This window comes from Bradyrhizobium sp. 482_C4_N1_8 (assembly GCF_052075965.1).
Taxonomy (GTDB): domain Bacteria; phylum Pseudomonadota; class Alphaproteobacteria; order Rhizobiales; family Xanthobacteraceae; genus Bradyrhizobium; species Bradyrhizobium barranii.
In genome coordinates this window covers 6,938,705-6,963,568 of record NZ_CP197231.1, presented here as the reverse complement: position 1 = coordinate 6,963,568, position 24,864 = coordinate 6,938,705, and the positions used below count along the sequence as shown (strand labels likewise).

23 protein-coding genes are annotated in these 24,864 nt (G+C 64.6%); 14 read left to right on the top strand and 9 right to left on the bottom strand.

Going from position 1 to position 24,864, the window contains the following annotated elements:
• Nucleotides 1-87: 87 nt before the first annotated feature.
• Nucleotides 88-1,503, bottom strand: a complete 1,416-nt coding sequence (gene glgA / locus AB7Z56_RS33010; protein ID WP_063984816.1) for a glycogen synthase GlgA — start codon at nucleotides 1,501-1,503, stop codon at nucleotides 88-90.
• 192 nt (nucleotides 1,504-1,695) lie between these two features.
• Here glgA and AB7Z56_RS33005 point away from each other — a divergent pair, with 192 nt between their 5' ends.
• The 9 genes from AB7Z56_RS33005 to AB7Z56_RS32965 all read left to right on the top strand — a co-directional run bounded on the left by AB7Z56_RS33005 (nucleotide 1,696) and on the right by AB7Z56_RS32965 (nucleotide 11,159).
• Nucleotides 1,696-2,892 (top strand): CaiB/BaiF CoA transferase family protein, encoded by a 1,197-nt coding sequence (locus AB7Z56_RS33005; protein WP_063984815.1) that lies wholly within the window; start codon nucleotides 1,696-1,698, stop codon nucleotides 2,890-2,892.
• A 131-nt stretch (nucleotides 2,893-3,023) separates the two neighbouring features.
• A complete protein-coding gene (locus AB7Z56_RS33000) occupies nucleotides 3,024-4,568 on the top strand; it encodes an ABC transporter substrate-binding protein (RefSeq protein WP_063984814.1) in 1,545 nt (514 codons plus the stop codon).
• Between the two features lie 7 nt (nucleotides 4,569-4,575).
• Entirely contained in the window at nucleotides 4,576-5,526 is a 951-nt protein-coding gene (locus AB7Z56_RS32995) for an ABC transporter permease (protein WP_028152064.1), read from the top strand.
• Nucleotides 5,513-6,385, top strand: coding sequence for an ABC transporter permease (locus AB7Z56_RS32990; RefSeq protein ID WP_063984813.1), 873 nt, complete (start codon nucleotides 5,513-5,515; stop codon nucleotides 6,383-6,385). The genes AB7Z56_RS32995 and AB7Z56_RS32990 overlap by 14 nt, the downstream gene beginning before the upstream one ends.
• A complete protein-coding gene (locus AB7Z56_RS32985; protein WP_063984812.1) occupies nucleotides 6,382-7,374 on the top strand; it encodes an ABC transporter ATP-binding protein in 993 nt (330 codons plus the stop codon). Before AB7Z56_RS32990 ends, AB7Z56_RS32985 begins: the two co-directional genes overlap by 4 nt.
• Complete coding sequence (locus AB7Z56_RS32980) at nucleotides 7,371-8,342, top strand: ABC transporter ATP-binding protein (RefSeq protein WP_063984811.1); 972 nt, start codon at nucleotides 7,371-7,373, stop codon at nucleotides 8,340-8,342. The genes AB7Z56_RS32985 and AB7Z56_RS32980 overlap by 4 nt, the downstream gene beginning before the upstream one ends.
• Before the next feature lie 82 nt (nucleotides 8,343-8,424).
• A complete protein-coding gene (locus tag AB7Z56_RS32975; protein ID WP_166089648.1) occupies nucleotides 8,425-9,492 on the top strand; it encodes an alcohol dehydrogenase in 1,068 nt (355 codons plus the stop codon).
• 132 nt (nucleotides 9,493-9,624) lie between these two features.
• Nucleotides 9,625-10,704, top strand: coding sequence for an isocitrate/isopropylmalate dehydrogenase family protein (locus AB7Z56_RS32970; RefSeq protein WP_063986573.1), 1,080 nt, complete (start codon nucleotides 9,625-9,627; stop codon nucleotides 10,702-10,704).
• A gap of 38 nt (nucleotides 10,705-10,742) precedes the next feature.
• Nucleotides 10,743-11,159, top strand: coding sequence for an ASCH domain-containing protein (locus AB7Z56_RS32965; RefSeq protein WP_063984810.1), 417 nt, complete (start codon nucleotides 10,743-10,745; stop codon nucleotides 11,157-11,159).
• 15 nt (nucleotides 11,160-11,174) lie between these two features.
• Here AB7Z56_RS32965 and AB7Z56_RS32960 read toward each other — a convergent pair whose 3' ends face one another.
• Both AB7Z56_RS32960 and AB7Z56_RS32955 read right to left on the bottom strand, forming a co-directional pair.
• Nucleotides 11,175-11,996 (bottom strand): enoyl-CoA hydratase, encoded by an 822-nt coding sequence (locus AB7Z56_RS32960; RefSeq protein ID WP_063984809.1) that lies wholly within the window; start codon nucleotides 11,994-11,996, stop codon nucleotides 11,175-11,177.
• Between the two features lie 176 nt (nucleotides 11,997-12,172).
• Complete coding sequence (locus tag AB7Z56_RS32955; protein ID WP_063984808.1) at nucleotides 12,173-13,522, bottom strand: L,D-transpeptidase family protein; 1,350 nt, start codon at nucleotides 13,520-13,522, stop codon at nucleotides 12,173-12,175.
• 219 nt (nucleotides 13,523-13,741) lie between these two features.
• On the opposite strand from AB7Z56_RS32955, the gene AB7Z56_RS32950 reads away from it, so the two are divergent.
• Nucleotides 13,742-13,873, top strand: a complete 132-nt coding sequence (locus AB7Z56_RS32950) for a hypothetical protein (protein ID WP_256376427.1) — start codon at nucleotides 13,742-13,744, stop codon at nucleotides 13,871-13,873.
• 45 nt (nucleotides 13,874-13,918) lie between these two features.
• On the opposite strand, the gene AB7Z56_RS32945 is transcribed toward AB7Z56_RS32950, so the two are convergent.
• Nucleotides 13,919-14,290: a helix-turn-helix domain-containing protein gene (locus AB7Z56_RS32945; RefSeq protein ID WP_014497036.1), complete on the bottom strand. Its 372-nt coding sequence runs from the start codon at nucleotides 14,288-14,290 to the stop codon at nucleotides 13,919-13,921.
• Between the two features lie 25 nt (nucleotides 14,291-14,315).
• Nucleotides 14,316-15,365 carry a LysR family transcriptional regulator gene (locus AB7Z56_RS32940; RefSeq protein WP_038943246.1) on the bottom strand — a complete coding sequence of 350 codons (1,050 nt, stop codon included), beginning with the start codon at nucleotides 15,363-15,365 and terminating at the stop codon, nucleotides 14,316-14,318.
• A gap of 482 nt (nucleotides 15,366-15,847) precedes the next feature.
• On the opposite strand from AB7Z56_RS32940, the gene AB7Z56_RS32935 reads away from it, so the two are divergent.
• Both AB7Z56_RS32935 and AB7Z56_RS32930 read left to right on the top strand, forming a co-directional pair.
• Nucleotides 15,848-16,114, top strand: coding sequence for a hypothetical protein (locus tag AB7Z56_RS32935; protein WP_028152051.1), 267 nt, complete (start codon nucleotides 15,848-15,850; stop codon nucleotides 16,112-16,114).
• A 207-nt stretch (nucleotides 16,115-16,321) separates the two neighbouring features.
• The gene (locus AB7Z56_RS32930) at nucleotides 16,322-17,053 is read left to right on the top strand and encodes a cytochrome c biogenesis CcdA family protein (RefSeq protein ID WP_085404442.1); all 732 of its coding nucleotides are present in this window, start codon (nucleotides 16,322-16,324) and stop codon (nucleotides 17,051-17,053) included.
• 1 nt (nucleotide 17,054) lies between these two features.
• Here AB7Z56_RS32930 and AB7Z56_RS32925 read toward each other — a convergent pair whose 3' ends face one another.
• Both AB7Z56_RS32925 and AB7Z56_RS32920 read right to left on the bottom strand, forming a co-directional pair.
• A complete protein-coding gene (locus AB7Z56_RS32925; RefSeq protein ID WP_071915946.1) occupies nucleotides 17,055-18,368 on the bottom strand; it encodes an ATP-binding protein in 1,314 nt (437 codons plus the stop codon).
• Entirely contained in the window at nucleotides 18,365-19,027 is a 663-nt protein-coding gene (locus AB7Z56_RS32920; protein ID WP_063984805.1) for a response regulator transcription factor, read from the bottom strand. The genes AB7Z56_RS32925 and AB7Z56_RS32920 overlap by 4 nt, the downstream gene beginning before the upstream one ends.
• Before the next feature lie 256 nt (nucleotides 19,028-19,283).
• Between AB7Z56_RS32920 and AB7Z56_RS32915 the strand changes: the two genes are divergently transcribed.
• Nucleotides 19,284-21,593: a TonB-dependent receptor gene (locus AB7Z56_RS32915; protein ID WP_063984804.1), complete on the top strand. Its 2,310-nt coding sequence runs from the start codon at nucleotides 19,284-19,286 to the stop codon at nucleotides 21,591-21,593.
• 97 nt (nucleotides 21,594-21,690) lie between these two features.
• Nucleotides 21,691-21,969 carry a hypothetical protein gene (locus AB7Z56_RS32910; protein WP_187387772.1) on the top strand — a complete coding sequence of 93 codons (279 nt, stop codon included), beginning with the start codon at nucleotides 21,691-21,693 and terminating at the stop codon, nucleotides 21,967-21,969.
• Nucleotides 21,970-21,987: 18 nt separating this feature from the next.
• Here the strand turns inward: AB7Z56_RS32910 and AB7Z56_RS32905 are convergent, their stop codons facing one another.
• Together AB7Z56_RS32905 and AB7Z56_RS32900 are read right to left on the bottom strand one after the other, a co-directional pair.
• Nucleotides 21,988-23,121 (bottom strand): mandelate racemase/muconate lactonizing enzyme family protein, encoded by a 1,134-nt coding sequence (locus AB7Z56_RS32905; protein ID WP_063984802.1) that lies wholly within the window; start codon nucleotides 23,119-23,121, stop codon nucleotides 21,988-21,990.
• A gap of 22 nt (nucleotides 23,122-23,143) precedes the next feature.
• Nucleotides 23,144-24,601 carry a sensor histidine kinase gene (locus AB7Z56_RS32900; protein ID WP_063984801.1) on the bottom strand — a complete coding sequence of 486 codons (1,458 nt, stop codon included), beginning with the start codon at nucleotides 24,599-24,601 and terminating at the stop codon, nucleotides 23,144-23,146.
• Nucleotides 24,602-24,864 lie beyond the last annotated feature (263 nt).

Below are 24,864 nucleotides of genomic sequence, written 5' to 3'. Positions count from 1 at the left end.
TCCAGACTGTCGCCGCGGAGACAGTCTGGATTGCTTAGTCGCTTCGCTCCTCGCAATGACGGAGAATGGAGAAGCGCCGCCTCAGCCTCACACCGATGCCAGCCTCCGATACAGCGCGCTGTAGCTGCCGGCGGAGATGCTCCAGGAGAACGATCGTCCCATCGCGCTGCGACGCATGGAGTCGAGCTGGTCATGCGCCACGAAAGCTGAGAAGGCGCGGCGGACGCCGCCGAGGAAGGACGCGCGCGAGGGCTGCGAGAACAGAAAGCCGGTCTCGCCGTCGGTGATGGTTTCGGCCAAGCCGCCGGTCTGGTGACCGATCGGGAGCGAGCCGAAGCGCTGGGCGTACATCTGGCTGAGCCCGCACGGTTCGAAGCGCGACGGCATCAATGTGAAATCGCTGCCCGCGAAGATGCGCCGCGCCTGGGCGTCGTTGAAACCGATCGTAACCCCGATCGCGTCGGGGCGGCGGCGATGCGCGTCGATCAGCGCTTGCTCGAGCGCCGGCTCGCCGGAGCCGGTGACCACGATCTGCCCGCCGGCATCGATGATCTCGTCGGCGGCCGACAGCACGAGGTCGATGCCCTTCTGGTGCACCAGGCGTGCGACGATCGCGAACATCGGCCCGCGCGAGACCGCCAGGCCAAACTGCTTGCGGATATAATCCGCATTGGCCTTCTTGCCGACCCAGTCGCCGGCGCCGAACTGCTGGGCCAGCTGGGAGCAGGAGCGTGGATCCCAGCTCTCGTCGATGCCGTTGAGGATGCCCGTGAGCTCGGCAGCATCCGAGCGGACACGAAGCAGGCCTTCGAGACCGCAGCCGAATTCCTCCGTCGTGATCTCGCGTGCATAGGTGCCGCTCACGGTAGTGAGGTGCGAGGCATAGACCAGCCCGGCCTTGAGGAAGGAGAGCTGGTCGTAGAATTCGACGCCGTCGATATGGAAGGAACTCTCGGGGACGCCGATCCGCCGCAGCGAGTCCTTCGGGAAGAGTCCCTGGTAGGCGAGGTTGTGGATGGTCAGGATCGACGGCAGCCTGGCCCCGCGCCAGGCGAGGTAGGCCGGCACGAGCGAGGCCTGCCAGTCGTTGGCATGGACCAGGTCTGCTGCCCAATTCTTGTCCAGCTTGCCCATGGCCAGCTCAGCGGCTGCCGAGGCAAAGCGCGCAAAGCGGATGTCGTTGTCCGGCCAGTCGTGTCCGGACTCGTCGCCATAGGGATTGCCGGGTCGGTCGTAGAGTTGTGAGCACAACAGCACATAGACCGGCAGCCCGTCCTTGGTCGCAGCCCGGCCGAGCGAGCAGGCCGGCATCTCCGCGAGCGCCGGGCAGCGGCCAACGATCTGAATATGCGTGAGTTGTTCGATGATGTCGCGGTAGCCGGGCAACATGACCCGGATATCGGCGAGAGGGCGAAGCGCCCTGGGAAGTGCAGCGGAAACGGCGCCGAGTCCGCCAACGCGGACGAAATCGTCCATCTCGGTTGTGACGAACAAGACCCTCAAGAACAGCTGCCCTCTTCCGATCCCGTTTATTGCTATGCAAGAACGGGTCCAGTTGTCCTGGAATTCCCAAGCCCGCCCGTGAGACGCGTCCGTTCGGTAAAGACTTTCCTACTCACCCGCCGCCCTCTAGGGTCGGCGCATCAACAAGAGAGAACTTCGATAGTTCCTAAGAGGCCGAGGGGCGCAGCAGGCATGCCGTTAGCAGATAAGCATGAGGGGACGACGACAAAGGCCTTCGCGGGCCTCAGGGTCCTGGATTTTTCGACCACCATCGCCGGTCCCCATTGTGCGCGGATGCTTGCCGACATGGGCGCCGAGGTCATCAAGATCGAGACCGACGGCGGCGAGACGATGCGCACCCGGCCGCCGCTGCGCAAGGGGTGCAGCACCGTATTCGGCCAGCTCAACGTCGGCAAGAAAAGCGTCGTGCTCGATCTCAAGTCCGAGGAGGGCAAGGAGGCGGTGCGCCGGCTCGCCGCGACCGCCGATATCCTGGTCGAGAATTTTCGCCCCGGCGTGATGCACCGGCTGCGGCTCGACTACGACCGCCTGTGCCCGGTCAATCCCAAGCTGATCTATTGCTCGATCTCGGGCTACGGCCAGACCGGTCCCTCGGCCGAGCTGCCGGCCTACGCGCCGGTAATCCACGCGGCCTCCGGCTACGACATGGCGCATCTCGCGTACCAGCCCGGCCGCAGCCGGCCGGATTATTGCGGCATCTACCATGCCGACGTCGTCACCGGCACCTACGGTTTTGGCGCGATTGCGTCGGCGCTCTATCAGCGCACTATGACCGGGCAGGGCCAGCACATCGACGTCTCGATGCTGGAATCGATGCTGACCTTGACGGTGATCGAGCTGCAGAGCTCGCAATTCGCGGTGAAGCCACCGCCGCGCCCGATGTTCGGGCCGACCGAGACGGCCAATGGCTATGTCATGATCACGGTCGCGAGCGAGAAGACGTTTCAGTGCCTGATGGGTGTGATCGGCCGCCCCGACTGGATTTCCGATCCGCGCTTCTCCACCTACGCCGCGCGGCGCGAGAACTGGGCCGACATGATGGACGGTGTCGAAGCCTGGTCGCGGCCGCTCACGACCGATGCATGCCTTGTCGCGCTTGGCGCGGCCGGTGTGCCAGCCTCGGCCTATCGCACCGTGTCCGAGGCGCTGGCCGATCCGCAACTCGCGCACCGGCAGGCGCTCTCGTCCGTGGAGGACGAGGGTGGCTCGTTCCAGGTGCTCAATCTGCCGTTCCGGATGTCGGGCGCCGACACCACGCCCGCCAAAACGATGGCCGTGCTCGGCGAGCACACGGACGCATTGCGCCAGGAGATCGGCCTCGCCGGCGATGCTCCAATTCCGTCAGGCAAAACGGCTGCGACAAACTGAGCGCATCGCAGCACCACTACAGCGTTTGATCTCTCGCGTGTTCCTCTTGCCGTGGCGAGCATTTATCGCCAAGCTCGCTTCCGAGTCATTCAACGATCCGAAACATCGGACGAGGGATCCCGGGAGGAACCATGACGAACCTTGCTGCCGCGGCGCGCAAGCGCGCGCCGATTTTCCTTGTTGCGGCATTTACTCTCCTTCCGCCGGCTGGGCCGGCGCAGGCGCAGAAGGCGGGCGGCAGCATCACCGTCGGTCAGGAGCTGGAGATTACGGGCTTCGATCCGCTCAAGGTCGGGGTCTACGACACCTCGACCTTCACCGCCGCGGCCGCGATCTTCGATACGCTCACCACGCTCGACGACAAGGGCGAGGCCGCGCCAAAGCTGGCAGTGTCCTGGACCCATTCCGACGATTACAAGACCTGGACCTTCAAGCTGCGCCGGGGCGTGAAATTCCACGACGGCACGCCGTTCAATGCGCAAGCCTTCAAGGAGAACTTCGATCGGCAGAAGGACCCCGCCAACAAGTGCCGCTGCGCCTTCTACATCACCAACGTCAAGGAGGTGCTGGCGCCCGACGAATATACTGTCGTCTACAATCTCACCGATCCTTCCGTGAATTTGCCGGCGACGAACACCATCCAGAGCCAGAACAACGTCGTGCATTCGCCGACGGCGTGGAAGACCAAGGGCGACGACTACAATCGCAATCCCGTCGGCACCGGTCCCTACATCCTGAAATCATGGACGGCCGGCGATCGCATGGTTCTGGAGAAGAACCCGGGCTACTGGGACAAGGGCCGTCCCTATCTCGACCGCATCATCCTGAAGCCGCTGCCCGACGCGCAGTCGCGTTTCGCCTCGCTGCAATCGGGCGAGGCCGACATCATCTGGGACGACGAGAACGACGCTGACAACATCATGAAGGCGCAGAAGGACTCCAAGCTCACCGTGCACACCTACAAGGGCTCGGGCGCGCAGGTCTATGCCTTCAACACCAAGGTGGCGCCGTTCGACGACGTCCGCGTGCGGCAGGCGCTGGTGATGGCGATCGACCGTCCAAAGATGTCGCAGGCGATCAGCAACGGCCTGAGCCGGCCCGCGACCAATCCCTACGGCGACGGCTCCTGGGTCAAGTGCAAGGACGACGGCGCGCTGCCGTTCGATGTCGAGAAGGCCAAGGCGCTGATCAAGGACTATGGCAAGCCGGTCGAGTTCAAGACGATGGTGACCGCGACGCCCCGCGGCCGCATGATCGGCCAGGTGCTCCAGCAATTCTGGAAGCGCGCCGGCGCTAACATGGAGATCGAGCAGGTCGACCAGGCCACCATTCCGCCACGCGCGTTCATGCGTCAGTTCCAGCTCATACCCTGGCGCATCGTCGACCTCGCCGATCCCGATCCGCAGATGTATGCGAACTTCCGCAGCGGCAGCCCGCTGGCGCTGGCCAACTTCGCCGATCCGGAGCTCGACCGGCTGCTCGACCACTCCCGCGTCACCGCCGATCCCGCGGCGCGGATCGAGGATTATTGCGCGATCAGCCGCCTGATCAACAAGGAGGCGATCTGGTTCTGGACCTTCCAGAACACCTATTACGCGCTGTCGAGCGCCAGGCTGAAGGGCTTTCCGAAAATCTACAACGGCGTGATCGACGTCTCCTCCACCTGGCTGGAATGACCGCGCGATGCTGAACTTCGTCGTGCGGCGGCTCCTTGCCATCCTGCCGGTGCTGCTCGCCGTCTCGCTGCTCACCTTCCTGATCGCCGCGTTGCTGCCGGGCGATCTTGCCTATGTCATCCTCGGCGATCAGGCGACGCCGGAGAATGTCGCGGCGTTGCGCCGTGACATGGGGCTCGACCAGCCGCTGTGGTGGCGTTATCTGAGCTGGCTCGGTCATGTCCTGCAGGGCGATCTCGGCCGCTCCTTCCGCACCGGGCAGACGGTGTTGCAGGCGGTAGCCGAGCGCATTCCGGTCTCGCTCGAGCTGATGCTGATGGCCGAATTCATCGGGCTCCTGATCGGCGTGCCGCTCGCGATCGCCTGCGCTGCGCGCGCCGGTGGCGCCTTCGACCGCTTCATGACCGGCAGCGCCTTCGCCATGCTGTCGATGCCGTCCTTCCTGATGGCGATTTTGTTGATCTATCTGTTCGCGGTCGAGTTGCGCTGGCTGCCGGCGACCGGCTATGTGCCGTTCACCGAGGAGCCGCTGTCGAACCTGCGCTTCTTCGTGCTGCCGGCGCTGACGCTGGCGCTGGCGGAATGGCCTGGAATCATGCGGGTGCTGCGCTCCGACATGATCGCGACCCTGCAGGAGGACTACATTGCTCTCGCGAAAGCGAAAGGCCTCAAGCCCGCGCGCATCCTGTTCGTGCATGCGCTCAAGCCATCGTCGCTGACCCTGGTGACGGTCACAGGCATCAACATCGGTCGCCTGCTGGGCGGCACGCTGATCGTGGAATCGATCTTCGCGCTGCCGGGCATCGGCCGCCTGCTGGTTGGCGCGATCTACACCCGCGACCTCGTCATCCTCCAGGGCGTGGTGCTGCTGGTCGCCTGCGGCTTCGTCATCGTCAATTTCATCGTCGACATGCTTTACGCCGTGCTCGATCCGAGGATCCGCCATGGCCACGCTTGAGCTGTCGATGCAGGACGAGGTGGTCTCCGAGCCGGTTCGGCGCCGGCGCAAGCTCGGCCTGTTGTTCTGGTTCGCGAGCGCCTGGCTCGCGATTGTCCTGACGCTCGCGATCCTGGCGCCGGTGCTGCCGCTGCAGAATCCTGTAGACATGGACATGCTGGAGCGCCGTGCGGCGTTCTCCGGGGAACACTGGCTCGGCACCGACGGGCTCGGCCGCGACGAATTTGCCCGCCTGATCTTTGGCGCGCGGGTGTCGCTGACGGTGGGGCTGATCGCGCCGATGATCGGGCTTGCGCTCGGCGGCGCGCTTGGTCTCCTCGCCGGCTATTTCCGCGGCCGGTTCGAGACGCTGGTGGTCGGCAGCATGGACGTGCTGCTGGCGTTTCCACCGCTGATCTTCGCGCTCGCGGTGACCGCCTATCTCGGCCAGTCGATTCCCAACCTCACCCTGATCCTCGGCGTGCTCGGCATTCCCGCCTTCATGCGCGTGGCGCGCGCGGCCACGCTGACGCTGGCGCGGCGCGAGTTCGTGATCGCGGCCGAGGCGCTCGGCGCCAGCCATGCGCGCATCCTGATACGCGAGCTGCTGCCGAACGTGATCCTGCCGCTGCTGGCCTTCTTCTTGCTCGGCGTCGCCGTCACGATCGTGGTCGAGGGCGCGCTGTCCTTCCTCGGGCTCGGCGTGCCGCCACCGATGGCGAGCTGGGGCAGCATGATCGGCGAGGGGCGCGACAGCCTCGACGTCGCGCCGCGGCTGGCCTTCCTGCCGGCAACGGCGCTGTTCTTGACCGTACTGGCCTTCAACCTGGTCGGCGACACCTTGCGGGCCCTGACCGACCCGCGTCAGGGGGCGCTATGAGCGCGCCGCTCCTGACCATCGAGGACGTGGCGGTCGAACTGCCGACCCCGCGCGGCAATTTGCGCGCCGTGGATCATGTCGATCTGTCGCTGGAAGCGGGCCGCACGCTCGGCATCGTCGGCGAATCCGGCTGCGGCAAGACCATGCTGTCGCGCGCGGTGCTTCAGCTCTTGCCGAAGAAGGCGAAGCTGACCGGGCGCGTGATGTTCGACGGCCAGGACCTGGTGCGGCTCGATGCCGAAAGCCTGCGGCGCCTGCGCGGGCGCGACCTCGCGGTCGTGTTCCAGGACCCGATGACCTCGCTCAATCCGGTGCTCACCATCGGCACCCAGCTGATGGAGACGATCCAGGAGCATCTCGAGCTCGATGCGCCGGCGGCGCGGAAGCGCAGCATCGAGCTCCTCGCTGCCGTCGGCATTCCGGCGCCGGAGCAGCGGCTCGCGCAATATCCGCATCAATGTTCCGGCGGCATGCGCCAGCGCATCGCGATTGCGATCGCGCTGTCCTGCGAGCCGAAACTGCTGATCGCGGACGAGCCGACTACGGCGCTCGACGTGACCATCCAGGCGCAGATCCTCGATCTGCTGGCGCGCGAGCAGCGCCGCCGCCACATGGCGATGATCATCATCACCCACGACCTCGGCGTCGTCGCCGGCCGCGCCGACGAGGTCGCGGTGATGTATGCGGGCAGGGTGGTCGAGCGCGCGCCGACGCAGGCGTTGTTCAAGCGCATGCACATGCCCTACACCGAGGCGCTGCTGGCGGCGATCCCGAAGCTGGAGACCGCGCCGCATACGCCGCTGCCCGCCATCTCCGGCCGTCCGCCCGATCCGACCCGGCCGCTGAGGGGCTGCTCGTTTGCGCCGCGTTGCCGCTATGCCGTGGGGCGCTGTCACGAGGCCAAGCCCGAATTAAAGGGCGCGGAGATGCCGGGGCATCTCTATGCCTGCTTCCATCCCATCCAGATGACGGAGGGGATTGGCGCATGATGCAGTTTGCCATGCCCGCCGAGCCGCTCCTGAACGTCGACAATCTCGTCGTCGAATATGGTCTCGGCAACAAGACGGTGCACGCGGTCTCCGGCGTCAGCCTCCAGGTCGCGCGCGGCGAGACGCTGGGGCTGGTCGGCGAATCCGGCTGCGGCAAGTCGACGCTGGGGCGCGCGGTGCTGCAATTGCGCCGCGCCAAGTCCGGCCGCGTGCTGTTCGACGGCGAGGACCTCACCGCGATGGAAGGCGAGGCGCTGCGCAAAATGCGCCGCCGCGTGCAGCTGATCTTCCAGGACCCGATCGCCTCGCTCAATCCGCGCCGGCGCATCGGCGACATCGTCGCCGAGCCGCTCATCATCGCCGGCGTCAAGGATGCCACGGAGCGCAAGCGACGCGTTCACGAGGTGTTGTCCGCGGTCGGGCTAGATCCTGACATCGTGGCGGGCCGCCTGCCGCACGAATTCTCCGGCGGCCAGTGCCAGCGCATCTGCATCGCACGATCGCTGGTGCTCAACCCCGAATTCATCGTCTGCGACGAGCCGGTCTCGGCGCTCGACGTCTCCATCCGCGCGCAGATCCTCAATCTGCTCGAGGAGATGAAGGCGCGCTTCGGCCTGACGCTGCTGTTCATCGCGCATGACCTCGCGGTGGTGAAAGCGGTCAGCGACCGCGTCGCGGTGATGTATCTCGGCCGCCTCTGCGAGGTCGGGCCGTCGGAGCAATTGTTCGCAAGGCCCGCGCATCCCTACACGGACCTGCTGTTGCAGGCGATCCCGGTGCCCGATCCGGACGTGCGTCCCGTCGAGAGTGTGGCGACCGGCGAGCCGCCATCGCCGATTGCGCCGCCGTCCGGCTGCCGCTTCCGCACCCGCTGCCCGCGGGCCGACCAGCGATGCAGCGCGGAGATACCGGAGTTGCGCGAGGTCGCACCCGGCCAGTTCGCGGCTTGCCACCATCCGCTGGCCTGAACTAAAGACGGTAGCGGATTTGTTTAGCCCCGCCGGTCATGGCATGGTGGCGACGACAAAGAAGTATGCCGGGAGGACGCCGATGAAGAGTTTCAAGGTCGCCGATTTCAAGGCGCCGCTGCAGGAGTTCGACGAGGCCACGCCGCAGCCGTCGGGCACGCAGGTGCTGATCAAGGTGAAGGCCGCCGGCGTCTGCCACAGCGACCTCCACATCTGGGAAGGCGGCTACGATCTCGGCCACGGCCGCAAGCCGCTGTCGCTGAAGGACCGCGGTATCAATCTGCCGCTGACCATGGGTCATGAGACGGTCGGCGAAATCGCAGCCTTCGGCCCCGACGTGAAGCCGACCGACCAGGGCGATCTCAGGCTCGGCGATGTCGGCCTGGTCTATCCCTGGATCGGTTGCGGCAAGTGCGCCACGTGCCTGGCCGGTGACGAGAACATGTGCCTGACGCCGCGCTCGCTCGGCGTCTATTGCGACGGCGGCTATTCCGACCACATGCTGGTGCCGCATCCGCGCTATCTGCTCAACCTGAAGGGGCTCGATCCCGCCTCGGCGGCGCCCTACGCCTGCTCGGGCGTCACCACCTACAGCGCGCTGAAGAAGGTCGAGCAGCATTTTGACACGCCGATCGTGATGTTCGGCGCCGGCGGTCTTGGCCTGATGGCGCTGTCGCTGCTGAAGGCAATGGGCGGCAAGGGCGCGATCATGGTCGACATCGACGCCAGGAAGCGCGAGGCCGCCGAAAAGGCCGGCGCGCTCGCGACCGTCGATCCCAAGGCGCCGGATGCGCTGGAGCAGCTTGCCAAAAAGGCGGGCGGGCCGATCCGCGCCGTGATCGATCTCGTCGGTAACGCCGCGACCACGCAACTCGGCTTCGATTGCCTGACCAAGGGCGGCAAGCTCGTCATCGTCGGCCTGTTCGGCGGCGGCGCGACCTGGGCGCTGCCGCTGATCCCGATCAAGGCGGTGACGATCCAGGGCAGCTATGTCGGCAATCTGCGCGAGACGCAGGAACTGCTCGACCTCGTGCGCGCGAAGAACGTGCCGCCGATCCCGGTGACGCGTCAGCCGCTCAACAAGGCCAATGACGCGCTGGTGCAATTGCAGCAGGGCGCGGTGGTCGGTCGCACGGTGCTGACGCCGTAGTCTCACTCTCTCCGTCGTCATTGCGAGCGAAGCGAAGCAATCCAGAAATCCGTCCGCGGACACAGTCTGGATTGCTTCGTCGCTTCGCTCCTCGCAATGACGAGCCACGCCTTTCTTCACGCAGGAACCGCCATGTCCGCAAACAACGCCTTCCACATTGCCGTGCTCGCCGGTGACGGCATCGGTCCCGAAGTCATGGCACCGGCCATCGAAGTCTTGCGCAAGATCGAGGCGAAGTCCGGCCTGAGCTTCCGCTTCACCGAGGCGCCCGCCGGCGCCAACAATTATCTCGCGACCGGCAAGTCGATGCCGGATTCCACTATCAAGCTCTGCGAGGAGGCCGACGCGATCCTGCTCGGCGCCTGCGGCCTGCCGTCGGTGCGCTATCCCGATAATACCGAGATCGCGCCACAGATCGAGCTGCGGTTCATCTTCGATCTCTATGCCGGCGTGCGCCCGGCGCGGCTCATTCCGGGCGTGCCGAGCCCGATCGTCGGCGCCGACCAGCGCGGCATCGATCTCGTCGTGATCCGCGAATCCACCGAAGGCCTGTTCGCCTCGATGGGCAAGGGCGTCGTCACCCATGAGGACGCGCGCGAGACCATGGTGATCACGCGCAAGACCTCCGAACGCCTGTTCGAGTTCTCGTTTCGGCTCGCCGAGCGGCGCAAGGCGCGCGGCAAGCCGGGGATGCTGACCTGCGTCGACAAGGCGAACGTGTTCAAGGCCTTTGCGTTCTTCCGCGGCATCTTCGACGAGATCGAGAAGAAGCATCCGAACGTGAAGACCGACCGGCTCTATGTCGATGCCTGCTCGGCGATGCTGGTGAAGCGTCCCTGGGATTTCGACGTGATGGTGATGGAGAACATGTTCGGCGACATCGTCTCCGACATCACCGCGAGCCTGATCGGCGGCCTCGGCATGGCGCCGTCCGCCGACATCGGCGACAAATATGCCGTGTTCCAGCCCTGCCACGGCACCGCACCCGATATCATGGGGCAGGGCAAGGCCAATCCCACCGGCATGATCCTGTCGGCGGCGATGATGCTGGACTGGCTCGCCGACAAGCACGGCGTCGAGAGCGCGGCAGAAGCCGGCGAGCAGATCGAGCTTGCGGTGGACCAGATCTACGCCGGCGGCATCAAGCCGATGGAGTTCGGCGGCAGCAACGGCACGGCTGACATTACGAAAGCGGTGCTCGCTGCGCTGTAGTTACCGCAGGCGGTCGATATCGGAGGAGCCGGAAGTCAATGAGCAATCCGGTTCCCGAGCACTATCGGCACCTCAGGACCTTCGCCTTCGGCGACAATCCTGCGCTCGCGGATGAATTGGTCGAACTCGTCGTCAAGGGCGTCAAGACCGCGACTTGCAGCACGGAAGACGAACCGAACACGTCGACGCCGGGTGAGCGCTGGGTCGTACTCAACGGGCGCGGAGAACCGCGCTGCGTCATCGAATCCGTCGAGATCACCTATCGGCGCTTTAATGAAGTCGATGCCACCTTTGCGCACGATGAGGGCGAAGGCGATCGAAGCCTCGCCTATTGGCGCAGCGCCCATCGGACCTATTTCGGCCGGCTCGGACGATTCAGCGAGGACATGATGCTGATGTGCGAGCGCTTCCGCCTGATCGAGGTGTTTGGTGATCAGGCGCCTGCGCCTTGCTGAGCCCGGTCGCCGAGGCTACTTGCCCGTAAACTGCGGCTTGCGCTTTTCCATGAAGGCCTGCCGGCCCTCGCGAAAATCCGCGCTGTCCATGCAGGCGTGACCGATCGCCTTGATCGCCTCCAGGTCGCGCTGGCTCTCGTCTTTCAACACCTGCGCGATGGTGATCTTGGCGGCCTTGATCGCGAGCGGGGCGTTCTCGGAGATGGTCTGCGCGATCGTCATCGTCTCACCCCACAACTCGTCGATCGGGAACAAGCGCTCGACGAGGCCAATGCGCAGCGCCTCGGCGGAATCGATCCGCATGCCCGTGTACATCAGAAGCCGTGCCCAGGACGGACCGACCAGCGACACCAGATGCTTCAAGCCGTCATAGCCGTAGGCGATGCCGAGTTTTGCCGCGGGAATGCCGAACTGACTGCCATGCGCGGCGAGGCGGATGTCGGCGAGCATCGCGACCTGCATGCCGCCGCCGAGGCAAAAGCCCTCGATGCAGGCGATGGTCGGCTTGGGATAGTCGGCGAGCAGCGCGCGCTGGGCGGCGCTGCGCCTGGCATATTCCTCGGACGCCGCCGCGTTGTGGCGGGTCTTCTCGAACTGGCTGATGTCGGCGCCGGAGACGAATGCCTTGCCGCCTGCGCCGCGCAGGATCACGACGCGCACCGTCTCGTCATCGCGCAGGCTCGTCAGCGCCTCGCCAAATCCCTCCCACATCTCCAGCGACATCGCGTTGCGCTTGTCGGGATTGTTGAAGGTGATCACGCCGACGCCGTCGATGACCTGCTTGAGGATCTTGCCGTCGGCATGGGGTGTTTCGGTCGTGCTGGAAATGTCAGGCATTGCGCGCTCGCTGTCGTAGGCCGGGCGCAATGTGCGGCCGGGGCGCGGCCCGGGTCAACCGCGACGAGGGACGCGGCTCTGCATCCGCCTGTGCCGCGATTGCATGGCGCGAGAAGCGGCTATTCCTTGAGCATGATCTTTTCGGAAAACCGCTGCACACTTTTCCGGATCATGCTCTACTGCGTTGCGTGCATGTGCGCGGTCAGGGGATGGCTGCCGGCATTGCTGAAAAACGCCGCCTCTTCGGCGGTGGCCTCCAGCAACTGCTCGTCCTGATTATAGACGTCGTTGCGGAACTGGACGGTCTGGTCCTTGGTCATCCATGCAGTGAGGTAAATCCAGGCCACCGGCACCTTCTTCGCCATGGCGACCTCGAGGTGCTGGCCGCCCGCAATCTCCGCATCGATCGCGGCGCGGCTCCATTTCGGCTGGTCCTTCAGCAGCCAGGCGGCGAGATCGCGCACATTGTCGACGCGCGAGCAGCCGTGGGAATCGAAGCGGTAGTCGTCGCTGAACAGGTTGCGCTGGTTGGTGTCGTGCATATAGACCGAATAGGCGTTCGGCATGTCGATCTTCACCGCGCCGAGCGCGTTGAAGGTGCCGTTGTGCTGGCGCACGGTGAAGTTCGGCGTGTGCGTGCCCGACCAGTCGACCGAATGCGGGTCGATCGGATTGTCGTGGGCGTCGAGCACCTCCATGTGCATGCGCGACAAATAGGTCGGATCCTTGCGCATATGCGCCGAGATCTCGGTCTTGGCGATCGAGGACGGCACCGTCCAGGTCGGATTGAGCACGACGCTGGTGATCTGGGCCGTCAGGGTCGGCGAGGGCTTTTCGGTCTTGCCGACGATCACGCGATAGCGCCGCGCCACAACATCGTTCTCGACCGCTTCGGCAAAGGCAGCGGGAATGTTGACCACGACATAGCGCTGGCCGAAGCCGAAATTCATGTTCTCGAGCCGCTGGAGCGAAGCCTCCAGCTGCCGGATGCGCTTCTGCACGGAGACGTTCATCGCCGCGAGCGTACGAGGCGTCACCGTGCCGGTCGGCGCCAGTCCATGGCGGGCCTGGAAGCGTTTTACAGCGTCGGCGAGATCCTGGTCGAGGGCGCCGGTCGCCTTGTCGGCGGCGAGATCGCCGGAGAGGATTAGTCGCTTGCGCAGCAGCTCGTCGCTGGCGCCCTGGACGCCGAGGGCGAACTTGGCATCGGCAGGGATGGTCGGCCAGCCGCCGCGTACGGCAAGATCGGAGTAGCTAAGCGCGGCATCCTTGATGCGCTGGGCCGAGCCCTCGTCATAGGTTGGCTCGTGCGTCAGCGCGAGCGCCGCGGCGGAGCGGCTCTCCGCCGTCGAAGCGGGTGCGGTGGCCTTCGGCGCGGCAGCATGGGCCGGGTTCGCCGCTGCCGGCACCGTACCGGCCGCCGTTGCCGGCCTGGGGTTTGCCTGTCCCGTGGTTTCGGTTTGCGCCAGCGCGGAGGCGCTCGCGAGCACGCCGACGGCAACGATCATCGCATGGCGTTTCGACATGTGTCCCATTTTCCCCACGAGGACGAGGCCCGGACGGGCGCTCGCATTGGCAATTCCCGCTCGCCGCGCTGCGTGCGCCGATTCGCAAAAATCGGCGGGAAGCTAGAGCCCCGGAGTTGAGGTCCCATTAAGGGCGGCAGTCGAAAGCCCGCGCGTTCGAGGCGGGGCGTCTCGATTGGGTCGCGGCAGGGGCGGGATCGGTTCGCGAAATCCGCGACAATGGCGGGCAAATTGCCGGGAAATCCGCAGCAAGAAATCCGCAAGAAAAAAGGGCGGCTTGGCCGCCCCGAAAGGAGAGCCGCGCGCAAGCGCGCGGACTGGGTCTCGTTCAATCCGGCCGCGCCCCCGTGACGCGGCGGATTGAACATCGGCCGTAAAGGTCAGAGCCCGATCGGCTCAGGCCTCGTTCGCTGCGATCGATTCCATCAGCGAGACGAGCTGACGCTGCACCGTCTGGTCCTTGATCTTGCTGTAGGCGCGCAGCAGGCGGAGGCTGAAGGCGGAATCGAGGAACAGCAGGCTCTCGACTTCGCGCGCCTTGTTGTCGCCGTCATAGAAGAAGGTCACGGGCACATCGAGGGCGGTGGCGATCTGCTGAAGCCGAGCCGCGCCGACGCGATTGACGCCCTTCTCGTATTTCTGGACCTGCTGGAAGCTCACGCCGAGCTTCTCGCCGAGCTCGGCCTGCGAGATCTTCATCTCGACGCGCCGCAGACGGATCCGCTTGCCAAGCTCAATGTCCGGCTTGCCGGCGCTGCGCTGCTTCATTCTTTTCGCCGCTGCTTTCATACTCTCACCTTTGTTCTTCGGTTGAAAATCCCCCGAAGAGCTGGGTCAGGGGTTCGCCCATATACTCGTCCTTGAATTCATGCGGATGCACGAACTCTTCCTTAAACCACGGGAATCGCGCCGGATTGAAAGCTTCGATCAGCCAGTCAATCATGTGCCGCACGCGTGGAATCCGGCCGCTACCAGGGTGGTAGGACAACCAGATATCCAGCGGCCTGTTCAGCTCGACCTCCAGTGGAATCAACTTCCCGCCAAGCGCAATGGCGTAGCTCGGGAATACGCCGATGCCGGCGCCATTCGCGACCGCCCAATAATTGGCGCTTGAGACGTTGGTCTTCATGACCAGCAGGTCACGTTCCGGAACGCCTGGGAAGAAGCTCTCGAAGGTTTCCTTGGCGGCAAGCTGGTCGGCGAATTGCAGCACCAGGCGGTGCTTGATCAATTCGAGCGCCGAGCGCGGCGTGCCGTGTTTTTCAAGGTATTTTTCCGAAGCCCAGAACATCAGGTGCATGCGGCCGAGCCGCACCAGCTTGACGTCGAGCGCGGAGGGACGCGACAGATGGATGGCGACGTCGGCCTCGTGACGAGAGACATCGGCCGAGCGCATCGCGCAATGCAAGTCGACCAGGATCTTCGGATAGGCCTGCTGGAATTCGACCAGCCGCGGGGCGAGCCAGAACGTCCCGAGACCCTCGGTGACGGCCACGCGAACTTCGCCGGACAGGGCGTTGGCCGTCGAATCGCTGGTGCGCAGCACGTCGAAGGCGGCCGCCTCCATGCGCTCGACTGCGGAGACCACCAGTGCACCTTCATCGGTCAGATGCGTGCCGTGGACGTCGCGGGTGAACAGGGTGGTGCCGGTCTGGCGCTCGAAATCATCAATCCGGCGGCGGACGGCGTTGATCGACAGCGACAGGCGTTCAGACGCCGAGCGAAAACTGCCGCATCGAACGACTTCCAGGAATATGCGGGCCGCATCCCAATCGGAGAGGCCGCTGATGTTGATCTTTGGGCGTTCCTCCTGTGGAACGCCCCTTTCCGCCAAGGAGTGCATACAAGTCCCTTCGGGTTGCTAAACTGGCAGAATTGGGCGCAAACCACAACCACTGCGGGTTGGGGAACGGCGACTTTTGAACGCCATCGTTACTGCCTCGTGGGCGGTATCAGAGTGTTACTAAGGCTGAGAATCGAATCGGCCGACCAACGTTGGAATGAGGGGTGTGGCGTGAGTTCCGTTGCGAGCCCTGAAATGGCTGCAGGATTGTCGGCGTTTTCCGTCACGGAAGTCCTTGCGCGCGAGCTGTCGCCGCGCGGAATGGGTCGATCATCCAGTGCCGCGCGTTCGAGTCCCGGCCACGACGATAATGGCGTCCCGCGCAGCGGGTCGATGTTCGCGGGAGCCACGGTTTCCCGGCAAAATCATACTGAAATCATGTTCGGAGGCGTCGGCGCCTCGTGTTATTCTCGGTATCCCATGGGGGCCGAGGGGATTTCCACAAACACGTCTCGCAGGCCGAACTAACGGAAAGAACGCCGGTGTCGCATTCAGACGAACAGTTGCAGTCGGTGCTGGAAACGCTTGAGGAGTGCCGCAAGGTTCTCAACGAGAGCAATAACCGCGAGTCGGCCGAGCTGCTGTCTATCGTCATCCTCGACGTGCGGATGAAGCTCAAAGGAATTGACAGTGCCGATCTCAAGGCGCTGTGCGACGAAATGTTGCGGAGCGCTGGAAGCGAACCGCAGCCCCCCTCCAAGCAGACGCAGGACCAGCCCCGGCGTCCGCTGCTCCGCGTGGTGAAGTAGCCGCGCCGCCGAGTCTCGCTTTTTGGCGAGGTTTGTGCGCGTCCCGATGCCGCATCTGTGATCGCAGACGGCATCGGGAGGAGCCTGGTTTCGTGCGCCTCTGTTGTGCGCATTCCCCGGCATCGGCTACACCAGAGCCGGTTCGGCTCCCGCCCGCGCGCATTCCCGGTGCGCGGCCAAAGAGCCTGAGATGGCTCCGACTGCATCATGCAAAATGTCTCGATCCCGGCGGCCCTGATTGCCGGCCTCGTTAGCTTCCTCTCTCCTTGCGTTCTGCCCCTGGTTCCGCCCTATCTGATCTATCTCACGGGCGCCACGATCGAGCATGTCGAGAACAAGGAGCCGGCCTCGGCGTCCAAGCGCGCCATCATGATGTCGGCGCTCCTGTTCGTGCTCGGCTTCTCCACGGTGTTCGTGGCGCTCGGCGCCAGCGCTTCGCTGATCGGCGGGCTGATTCGTGCCTGGTCGGCCGAGCTGTCGATCCTCGCCGGCATCGTCATCATCATCATGGGCCTGCACTTCCTGGGACTGACGCGGATCGGCCTTTTGATGCGCGAGGGGCGCCTGACCGCGCCCAAGCCTGTCGGCCTGTGGGGCGCCTATGTGATGGGCCTCGCCTTCGCCTTCGGCTGGACGCCCTGCATCGGCCCGATCCTCGCCGCGATCCTCTCGATCGCCGCGGCGGAGGCGACGGTGACGAAGGGGGCGGGCCTGCTCGCAGTCTATTCGGCCGGCCTCGGCATTCCCTTCCTGATCGCCGCCCTGATGATCGAGCAGTTCTCGAAGCTGTTCGCGCGCATGAAGGGCCAGCTCGTCAATGTCGAGCGCGCCATGGGCGTCCTGATGGTGATCACTGGCATCGGCTTCCTCACCGGCACGGTCTCGAATGTCAGCATCTGGCTGCTCGAGACGTTTCCGGCGCTGCAGACGATCGGTTAGCTCACGCTGTTGGTACGGCAGTCAGGTCAAACCGGACATGCGCGACGATGCCGGTCGCGCCGCTCCGGTTCTGATGCATCAGCCTGAAGCCGTGCCGGTCGGCGGTGGATTTGGCGATCGCAAGACCAAGCCCGGTCCCCTCGACGCCTTGGGGCGCAGCCCTGAAGAAGCGGTCGTAGATGAACGGCATTGCATCCTCGGGAATGCCTGGGCCGTCATCGACGATCTCCAGCGCGCAAATCTTGCCGTCATTGACGACCCTGAGTTCCACGGAGCCGCCTGAGCCTGAATAGCGAATGGCGTTGTCCAGCAGGATGGCGATGAGCTTGCCGATCGCGTCGCGATCGCCGAGGAACCTGCACGGTGTCTCCGCCGTCATCGCGAGCTGGACGTTGCGCGCCTCAGCCAGCGGATAGAAGTCCGCCAGCAACGAGGTCGCGAGCGCGGCAAGATCGACGTCGTCGCGCTTCCGGATCGAGGCGCCTTCCGTTCTGGCCATTTCGAGCAACTGGCTCGCCAGATGCGATGCGCGCCGCACGCCGTCCCGAAGTTCGTCGGCAAGCTCGCGAGTCTGTCCGGACAGATCCGCGGCGATCAGGTTTTCCGCTTGAATCTGGAGCGCGGCCAGAGGTGTCCTCAGTTCGTGCGCCGCGTCCGCCACGAAGCGGCGCTGCGCTTCGAGTGCCGACCGGTGACGATCGACGAGCTTGTCGATGGCAACGATCAGGGGAGCCACTTCCGCCGGTACGCCCACCGGACGCAGGGGCTCCTGCGCATCGACGCTGCGCTGGCCGATTTCGGCCGACAGCCGTTGCAGACCGCTCATCGTGCGGCTGATCGACCAACCCAGAACGGCCCAGACCAGCGGGATGGCGAGCAGCAGCGGAAGCGCGGCGCCTGTCGCCGCGTGCAGCGCGATCTCGTGCCTGGCGCTCCACGCCTGCGCGATCTGGATATCGTGCTGCGCGTGGCTCCAGCGATAGACGCGCCAATCCTGCCCGTCGGCGATCTCGTCGGACAATCCCGGCACTGATTGCCACGGAATGTCGATCGGAGGACCCGCCCGATGCAGCAGCGCGCCGGAGCGATCCCAGATGCGGACGACCAACTGATCCTCGTCTTCGCCTTCGAGCAGCGGACCCGCACCGTTGCGGTCGCCTGGACCGACATTGACGGCGATCTCCTGCAACTGCGCGTCGAGGAACTTGTTCATCTCATAGGCGACCAGGCCGAACGATGTTGCCGTCGCCAGGAGGCCGATGGCGGCCAGCAACAGCGTCGCACGCGTGATGATCGTCTTGCGAAGAGAGCTCATGATCCGGACTTTGTGACCATCCACCCGGCACCGCGGATGTTCCGGATGACGTCCTTGCCATACCGCTTGCGCAGGCCGTGGATGACGACGTCAACGGCGTTGCTCTGCACCTCGTCACTCCAGCCGTAGATCCGGCTCTCGATCTGGCCTCGCGACAGAATGGTTCCGGGACGCTCCATCAGGGCGTACATCACCGAGAATTCCCGCGCCGAAAGCGTCGACTGGATGCCGCGGAAGGTCGCCACATGGGTCGATGGATCGAGCGTGATCTCCTTGCTGCTCATCAGCGAATTGGAGCGGTCGTTGACCCTGCGCATGACCGCGCGAATGCGCGCGAGCAGGGCGCGCAACTCGAACGGCTTGACGATGAAGTCGTCGGCGCCGAGATCGAGTCCCGCGACCATGTCCTCGACCCGGTCGCGGGCCGTGATCACCAGGATGGGCGAAGCCTTCCTGCTGCGCGCGGCCTTGAGAATCTCGAAGCCGGTCATGCCGGGCAGTCCGATATCGAGCAGCGTGATCGCGTGCTCGGCGCGTTGTAGCGCGGCGTAGCCGTCCTGTCCGTCGCGGGTCCAGTCCACGGTCATTCCGTTTCGCTTCAATCCGCGGACGAGCGCCTTGCCGAACATCGGATCGTCTTCGATCAGCAGGAGGCGCATTGATTCAGGGAAAATCGCTGTGTTGGAGTGGTGGCGCGTCGCAGCACCAAGCGCCACATTCGACACCGCGGCCAAATGGTCAACCGCCTGCGCCTCAATTTAGAACTCTTACAAATTTGGGCGTGAGCGTAGAGAGGCTCGACCTATTCTAAATCCGATCTAATCCTCATCTAATTCTTCGCATTGCAGATGCGCCCCAGTTTGGGACCGCGAAGCCGTCTTTCAGAGCGGCACGCGAAGTTTTGGGGCGTTGCAGATGGAATTGGGTTGTTGGGCTGGCCGTAAGGCGTTGCGTGGTTTTCTGCTGTCGACGACGGCAGCGCTGTCATTCATTGGCGGGCTGACGATGCAGGCCGGCCCGGCCTCTGCGCAGCAGGGGCAGGCGGCGGGAGCCTTGCCGTCAGTCGTCGTTTCCGCTCCGCAGCAGCGCGCCCGCCGGGCGCAGACCGCGACGGCCTCGCGCGCAGCGCGATCGAATCGCCGGACGACCACCGTCGCACCGGTCGAGAAGAAGCCGCCGAGCGTCAACAATCAGGACGCGCGTACCGGCCAGAAGGGCTATGTCACGCGGAGCGTGACCAGCGCGACGAAGACCAATACGGCTCTCCTCAACGTGCCGCAGTCGGTGACGGTGCTGACGAAGGATTTCATCAGGGACCAGGCCTTCACCTCGATCGGCGAGGCGACCCGCTATGTGCCCGGCGTGATCTATCACCAGGGCGAATCGCATCGTGACGACCTCGTCATCCGCGGCCAGCGCAGCAACGCCGACTTCTACACAAACGGCATCCGCGACGACGTCCAGTATTTTCGCGACTTCTACAACATTCAGCGGCTCGAGGTCCTGAAGGGGCCGAACGCGATGATCTTCGGCCGCGGCGGTGGCGGTGGCGTCGTCAACCGCGTACTCAAGGAGGCCGACGGTACGACCATTCGCGAGGTGACGGTCGGCGGCAATTCCTATCCCGGCGCCCGCGTGACCACCGACGTCGGCCAGGCGATCAACGAGAACTGGGCCTTCCGCCTCAACGCGATGTACGAAAACACGCAGAGCTATCGCGATTTCGTCAACCTCGAACGCTGGGCGATCAATCCTACCGCGACCTTTGCGCCGAACGACACCACGACGGTCAAGCTGAGCTACGAGCATCTGCACGACCGGCGTACCGTCGATCGCGGCATCCCTTCGCAGATCCGCCCCGGAAACGCCTTCCCGCGCTATCCCTACGATACGTCGCCGTCTGCGTTCTTCGGCAACCCCAACCTCAACTATGCGCTCGCCGATGTGGATATCGGAACCGCTGTCGTCGAGCACGATTTCGAGAACGGGTGGACGATCAAGAATTCGTCGCAGATCGCCAACTACGACAAGTTCTACCAGAACATCTATCCGGGCGGAGGAGCCAATTCCGGTGCCGTCAATGCCGCCGGAACCTCGAGCAATCTGCAAGCATACAATAACGAGACCGACCGGACGAACTACTTCAACCAGACCGATCTCAACTACAAGTTCGGGACGGGCCCAATTCGTCACACCGTCGTCTTCGGCGCCGAGGTGGGCCGTCAGAACGGCCTGAACTACCGGCAGAGCGGGCTCTTCAATGGCGTATCGTCGACCATCACGATCGATCCGAGGAATCCGACATCGTACGTTCCGGTCACTTTCGCCAATAACGGGGGCACCGACGCCAACAACACCTACAAGCTCAATCTCGGCGCCGTCTACGTCCAGGACCAGGTCGAGATCACGCGCTATCTGGAACTGATTGGCGGCGTGCGGTTCGATCACTTCGACCTAACGTCGCGAGACCGCCGCACATTCGTCGAGCTCAACCGAGTCGATGATCTGGTGTCGCCACGCGCCGGTGTCCTGTTCAAGCCGCTCGAAAACCTGTCGATCTACGGCAGCTACAGCATCTCGTATCTGCCGAGCGCCGGCGACCAGTTCAGCGCTCTGACACCGGGCCTGGCCATCGCAGCGCCCGAGAAGTTCGTGAACAAGGAAGTCGGGCTCAAATACGACATCTTCCCGAGCCTGCAGTTCGCTACGGCGATCTACGAACTGGACCGGACCAATCAGCGCTTTGCCGATCCCAACAATGCGGGATTCTTCATTCTGAGCGGAGCAACCAAGACCCGCGGCTTCGAAGCGTCTCTGACCGGCTACGTGACGGACGCCTGGCAAATCACGGGCGGCTACGCTTACACGGATGCGCGGATCACCAGCAACAACTCCGCGACCATTGTCGCCGGCAACCGCGTGGGACTTGTGCCGTACATTACCTTTTCCCTCTGGAACAAGTATCAGTTCACGGAGCAGTGGGCCGCGGGCCTCGGTGTGATCCACTACTCGAACTTCTTCGCATCGTCCGACGACACCGTCCTGATTCCGGAGTTCACGCGAGTGGACGCCGCTGTGTTCCTCAGGCTCAACGAGACCTGGCGGGCTCAGCTCAACATCGAAAATCTCCTCGACCGGAAGTACTATTCGACCGCGGACGGGAATAACAACATCACGCCGGGGTCTCCACGTGTGTTCAGATTGTCAGCCACGGCGAACTTCTGATGGTGTTGAGATGACACGCGCGAGTGGCCGAGCTGAAGGCAGGTCGACGGCACGCAAGAGCAATCGCGCCGCACAGGCGGCGCGACAGCGCTGCTTCGTGCTGGAGATCAACCAGAGACCGGTTCTTGCATTCTCGGCCAGCTCACTGCGATCCGCCAAGGCGCGCGTGCAGGAAGCCTGGTTCGTCGAGGAACTGGAGAGCATGCGTTCAGGTGGGCGTCCTCTCCTGTGCCCGGATCATGTCCGACAGGTCAGGCTCGCGCTTCCCGCCGAGATTGCCGCGGTGGAACTTGGACGCGGCATCGATGAGGCGCGCGGCGAGGACGCCAAATATGGCTTCGCGTTTCTCGTTCCGATCGACGTGCCGCCGAATTAACGGTGTCGACCGTTTTTTCTATTGAACCGCGAAGCGCGCGAGCGCCTCGCGGTCGATCTCGATACCTAGCCCCGGTCTGTCAGGCACCCGCACGAAACCCTTCTCGTGCTCGATCGGCTCCTTCAAAATCGCCTGCCGGATCGGATGCTCGGTGCGGTCGAACTCGAGCATCGGTTCGATCGGCGCAAGCGAGATCGGCGTGTGTGACGGCAGCACGGCGAGGAGCTGGAGCGAGGCCGCGATCGCGATCCCGGTGCCCCAGACATGCGGATTGTAGCGGATGCCGAACGCCTCGCTCATGTCGGCGATCTTCTTGCATTCGGAGAGGCCACCCGCGGCGCAGGTGTCGGGCTGGGCGATGTCCAGCGCATGCGATGCGAACAGGTCGCGAAAACCGAAACGGGTGAATTCGCATTCGCCGCCGGCGATGGGAATCGTCAGCGCGGATCGCACCGCGCGATATCCCGCGACATCCTCCGGCGGCACCGGCTCCTCGAACCAGCCGATGTCGTAGCGCTCGATCATGCGGCCGAGCCGGATCGCCGCCACTGCGTCATAGGCGTGGTTCGCATCGACCATCAGCGCGACATCCGGGCCGATCGCCTCGCGCACCGCGCGGGTGACCGCGGCATCCTCGGCGATGCCGAAGCCGACCTTCAGCTTCACGGCGCGGAAACCTTCCGCGGCGTAGCCGGCCGCTTCCTCCGGCAGGTATTTGAGCGGATCGCCTGATTTGCGCCGGTAGAGCCCGGTCGCATAGGCCGCTATCTCCTTGCGCGCGGCGCCGCCGAGAAGCTGATGCGCTGGCACGCCGAAATGCTTGCCCTTGATGTCCCACAACGCGATGTCGATGCCGCTCAGGCCCTGGATCACGACGCCCTTCTGGCCGTGATCGCGCAAGCGTGCGTAGACCATCTGCCACAGCACGTCGGTGCGCAGCGGATCCTCGCCGATCAGCCAGGGCGCGATGCTCTGCACCACCGCCGCCGTCATCCGCGCCGGCCCGTAGCATTCGCCCCAGCCGGTCAGGCCGTCATCCGTCTCGATCTCGACCAGCATCGCGGTGCGCGTGTCGTACCAGGCGCGCGAATAGGCGAAGGGCTGCGAGAGCTTTGCTTCGAGGATGTGCGTGCGCACCTTGGTGATCTTCATCGCCGATGTTCCTTCAATCCGTTCACCGCGCCTCGTCCAGCACGCACGTCACCGTGCAGACGACGCCGCGCGGCAGGAAGTCGACGGTCGCCTCGCCGCCGAGCTGGTCGCGCGCGCTGCGCTCGATCAGGCGCGAGCCGAAACCGCGCTGCACCGGCTCCGTCACCGGCGGTCCGCCGATCTCACTCCAGATCAGCCGCAGCCGGGGCTTCGGCGTGTCGGCGATGACCTCCCAGTCCAGCGTAACCCGGCCGGTCTCGTTCGACAGCGCGCCGTATTTCGCGGCGTTGGTGGCGATCTCGTGCACGATCATCGACAGCACCACGGCGAGCCGCGGCGACAGCGGCACGGCGGGGCCGGCCATGCGGATGCGACCGGGATTGCTCAGCAGGAACGGCTGGAGCACGCGCGCGATCACATCCCTCAGCTCCGATCCCGCCCATTTCTCCTGGCTCAGGAGATTGTGCGCCTCGGCGAGCGCACCGAGTCGTCCCTCGAACTTCGTCCGCTCGTCCCGGCTTGAACTTCGGAAGGTCTGCACTGCGATCGCCTGCATCAAGGCCAGCGTGTTCTTGACGCGATGGTTGAGCTCCTCGATCAGCAGATTGTGCAGCATCTCGCCGCGCGCGATCGTGGTCGCCATCCGTACCGCGAAGGTCAGGCCGGTCAGCAGCAGGATGCCGCCGATCAGGCTGGTGATCGCGATGTCGCGCCAGAGCGGGGCGATCAGCGATCTCTCGGCGACACCGGCCACGACCGTCCAGCCGGTCAGCCGCGATCTCGTATAGGCGGAGGACAGCGCGACGCCGTCGAGCGAAACGGTGGAGAGGGTCGCCTCCGGGGTCCGGGCCATCGCATCGTTCAGTGCGCCGGAGGCCTGCTTGCCGAACGTCTCGGCCGGATTGGGCGCGCGCGCGAACACCCGACCCTTGGTGTCCAGCAGCGACACCGTCCACTGATCGTTCGGCCGCTGCTGCTCGACCAGTTTCTGGAATGTCGCGATCGGCGGGCTGAAGGAGAGCGCGTAGACGACCTCATCGTTGCGCAGCACGGGAACCTCGACGGTCACGATCGGTCGGTTCTTGGTCGAGCCGGTGAACAGGTCGGAATATTGCGGTGACTTGCTCGCAAATACCCGCTCGACGATCTCGCGATTATTGCGGGGTGGCAGGTTTGTCGTTTCACTCGTGACGGTCGAGAACAGCTGGTGCCCGCTCCCGTCCGCCACCAGCAGGACGCTGTCCTCGCCATATTGGCTGATGAACCCGGTTGCCAGCCGGCGGAAGTCGTCGAAGTCGCCGCTTTGCAGGGCGTTGCTGAGCGCCAGCACCTGCAAGCCGCCGGTCATCCGCTGCACTTCGGAATCGAGCACGAGGCGCATGCTTCGCACCGTCTCCAGCACGCGTCGTGTCGCGTCGCTGCGGTCCTGGCGGTAGTTGGAATAGGCAATACCCACCGCAAAGACGATCAGCGGCAACATCGTTCCCGTGACCAGAAGAGCGAGCCGGACCGGCAGAGTGAGCTTTGACAAACGCGGGCGTCCCGGTTCCAGCGCAGCGGCGCCGGATTATGATTTTGGGGAGACCATACGGGTGAGACTTGCACCGCGCCACGATTTTCGCGTCCGGCGAGCGCGTCAGAGCGGGATTTTGCAGCGCGGTCGTGGGCGTCAAGTCGCGCACCGAGGCTGAAAGCGGCATGAAGACCGTCAAGGTCTGCACGTCCAACTGAGGAGCATGACGC

Bases quoted from the DNA above. Each gene is read 5' to 3' on its own strand.
- AB7Z56_RS32955 (WP_063984808.1), bottom strand. From the start codon at position 13,522: ATGTCGAAACGCCATGCGATGATCGTTGCCGTCGGCGTGCTCGCGAGC.
- AB7Z56_RS32960 (WP_063984809.1), bottom strand. From the start codon at position 11,996: ATGCCTGACATTTCCAGCACGACCGAAACACCCCATGCCGACGGCAAG.
- AB7Z56_RS32950 (WP_256376427.1), top strand. From the start codon at position 13,742: ATGGCGGGCAAATTGCCGGGAAATCCGCAGCAAGAAATCCGCAAGAAA.
- AB7Z56_RS32975 (WP_166089648.1), top strand. From the start codon at position 8,425: ATGAAGAGTTTCAAGGTCGCCGATTTCAAGGCGCCGCTGCAGGAGTTC.
- AB7Z56_RS32995 (WP_028152064.1), top strand. From the start codon at position 4,576: ATGCTGAACTTCGTCGTGCGGCGGCTCCTTGCCATCCTGCCGGTGCTG.
- AB7Z56_RS32990 (WP_063984813.1), top strand. From the start codon at position 5,513: ATGGCCACGCTTGAGCTGTCGATGCAGGACGAGGTGGTCTCCGAGCCG.
- AB7Z56_RS32920 (WP_063984805.1), bottom strand. From the start codon at position 19,027: ATGCGCCTCCTGCTGATCGAAGACGATCCGATGTTCGGCAAGGCGCTC.
- AB7Z56_RS32965 (WP_063984810.1), top strand. From the start codon at position 10,743: ATGAGCAATCCGGTTCCCGAGCACTATCGGCACCTCAGGACCTTCGCC.
- AB7Z56_RS32985 (WP_063984812.1), top strand. From the start codon at position 6,382: ATGAGCGCGCCGCTCCTGACCATCGAGGACGTGGCGGTCGAACTGCCG.
- AB7Z56_RS33005 (WP_063984815.1), top strand. From the start codon at position 1,696: ATGCCGTTAGCAGATAAGCATGAGGGGACGACGACAAAGGCCTTCGCG.
- AB7Z56_RS32915 (WP_063984804.1), top strand. From the start codon at position 19,284: ATGGAATTGGGTTGTTGGGCTGGCCGTAAGGCGTTGCGTGGTTTTCTG.
- AB7Z56_RS32930 (WP_085404442.1), top strand. From the start codon at position 16,322: ATGCAAAATGTCTCGATCCCGGCGGCCCTGATTGCCGGCCTCGTTAGC.
- AB7Z56_RS32980 (WP_063984811.1), top strand. From the start codon at position 7,371: ATGATGCAGTTTGCCATGCCCGCCGAGCCGCTCCTGAACGTCGACAAT.
- AB7Z56_RS32925 (WP_071915946.1), bottom strand. From the start codon at position 18,368: ATGAGCTCTCTTCGCAAGACGATCATCACGCGTGCGACGCTGTTGCTG.
- AB7Z56_RS32970 (WP_063986573.1), top strand. From the start codon at position 9,625: ATGTCCGCAAACAACGCCTTCCACATTGCCGTGCTCGCCGGTGACGGC.
- AB7Z56_RS33000 (WP_063984814.1), top strand. From the start codon at position 3,024: ATGACGAACCTTGCTGCCGCGGCGCGCAAGCGCGCGCCGATTTTCCTT.
- AB7Z56_RS32905 (WP_063984802.1), bottom strand. From the start codon at position 23,121: ATGAAGATCACCAAGGTGCGCACGCACATCCTCGAAGCAAAGCTCTCG.
- AB7Z56_RS32945 (WP_014497036.1), bottom strand. From the start codon at position 14,290: ATGAAGCAGCGCAGCGCCGGCAAGCCGGACATTGAGCTTGGCAAGCGG.
- AB7Z56_RS32900 (WP_063984801.1), bottom strand. From the start codon at position 24,601: ATGTTGCCGCTGATCGTCTTTGCGGTGGGTATTGCCTATTCCAACTAC.
- AB7Z56_RS32940 (WP_038943246.1), bottom strand. From the start codon at position 15,365: ATGCACTCCTTGGCGGAAAGGGGCGTTCCACAGGAGGAACGCCCAAAG.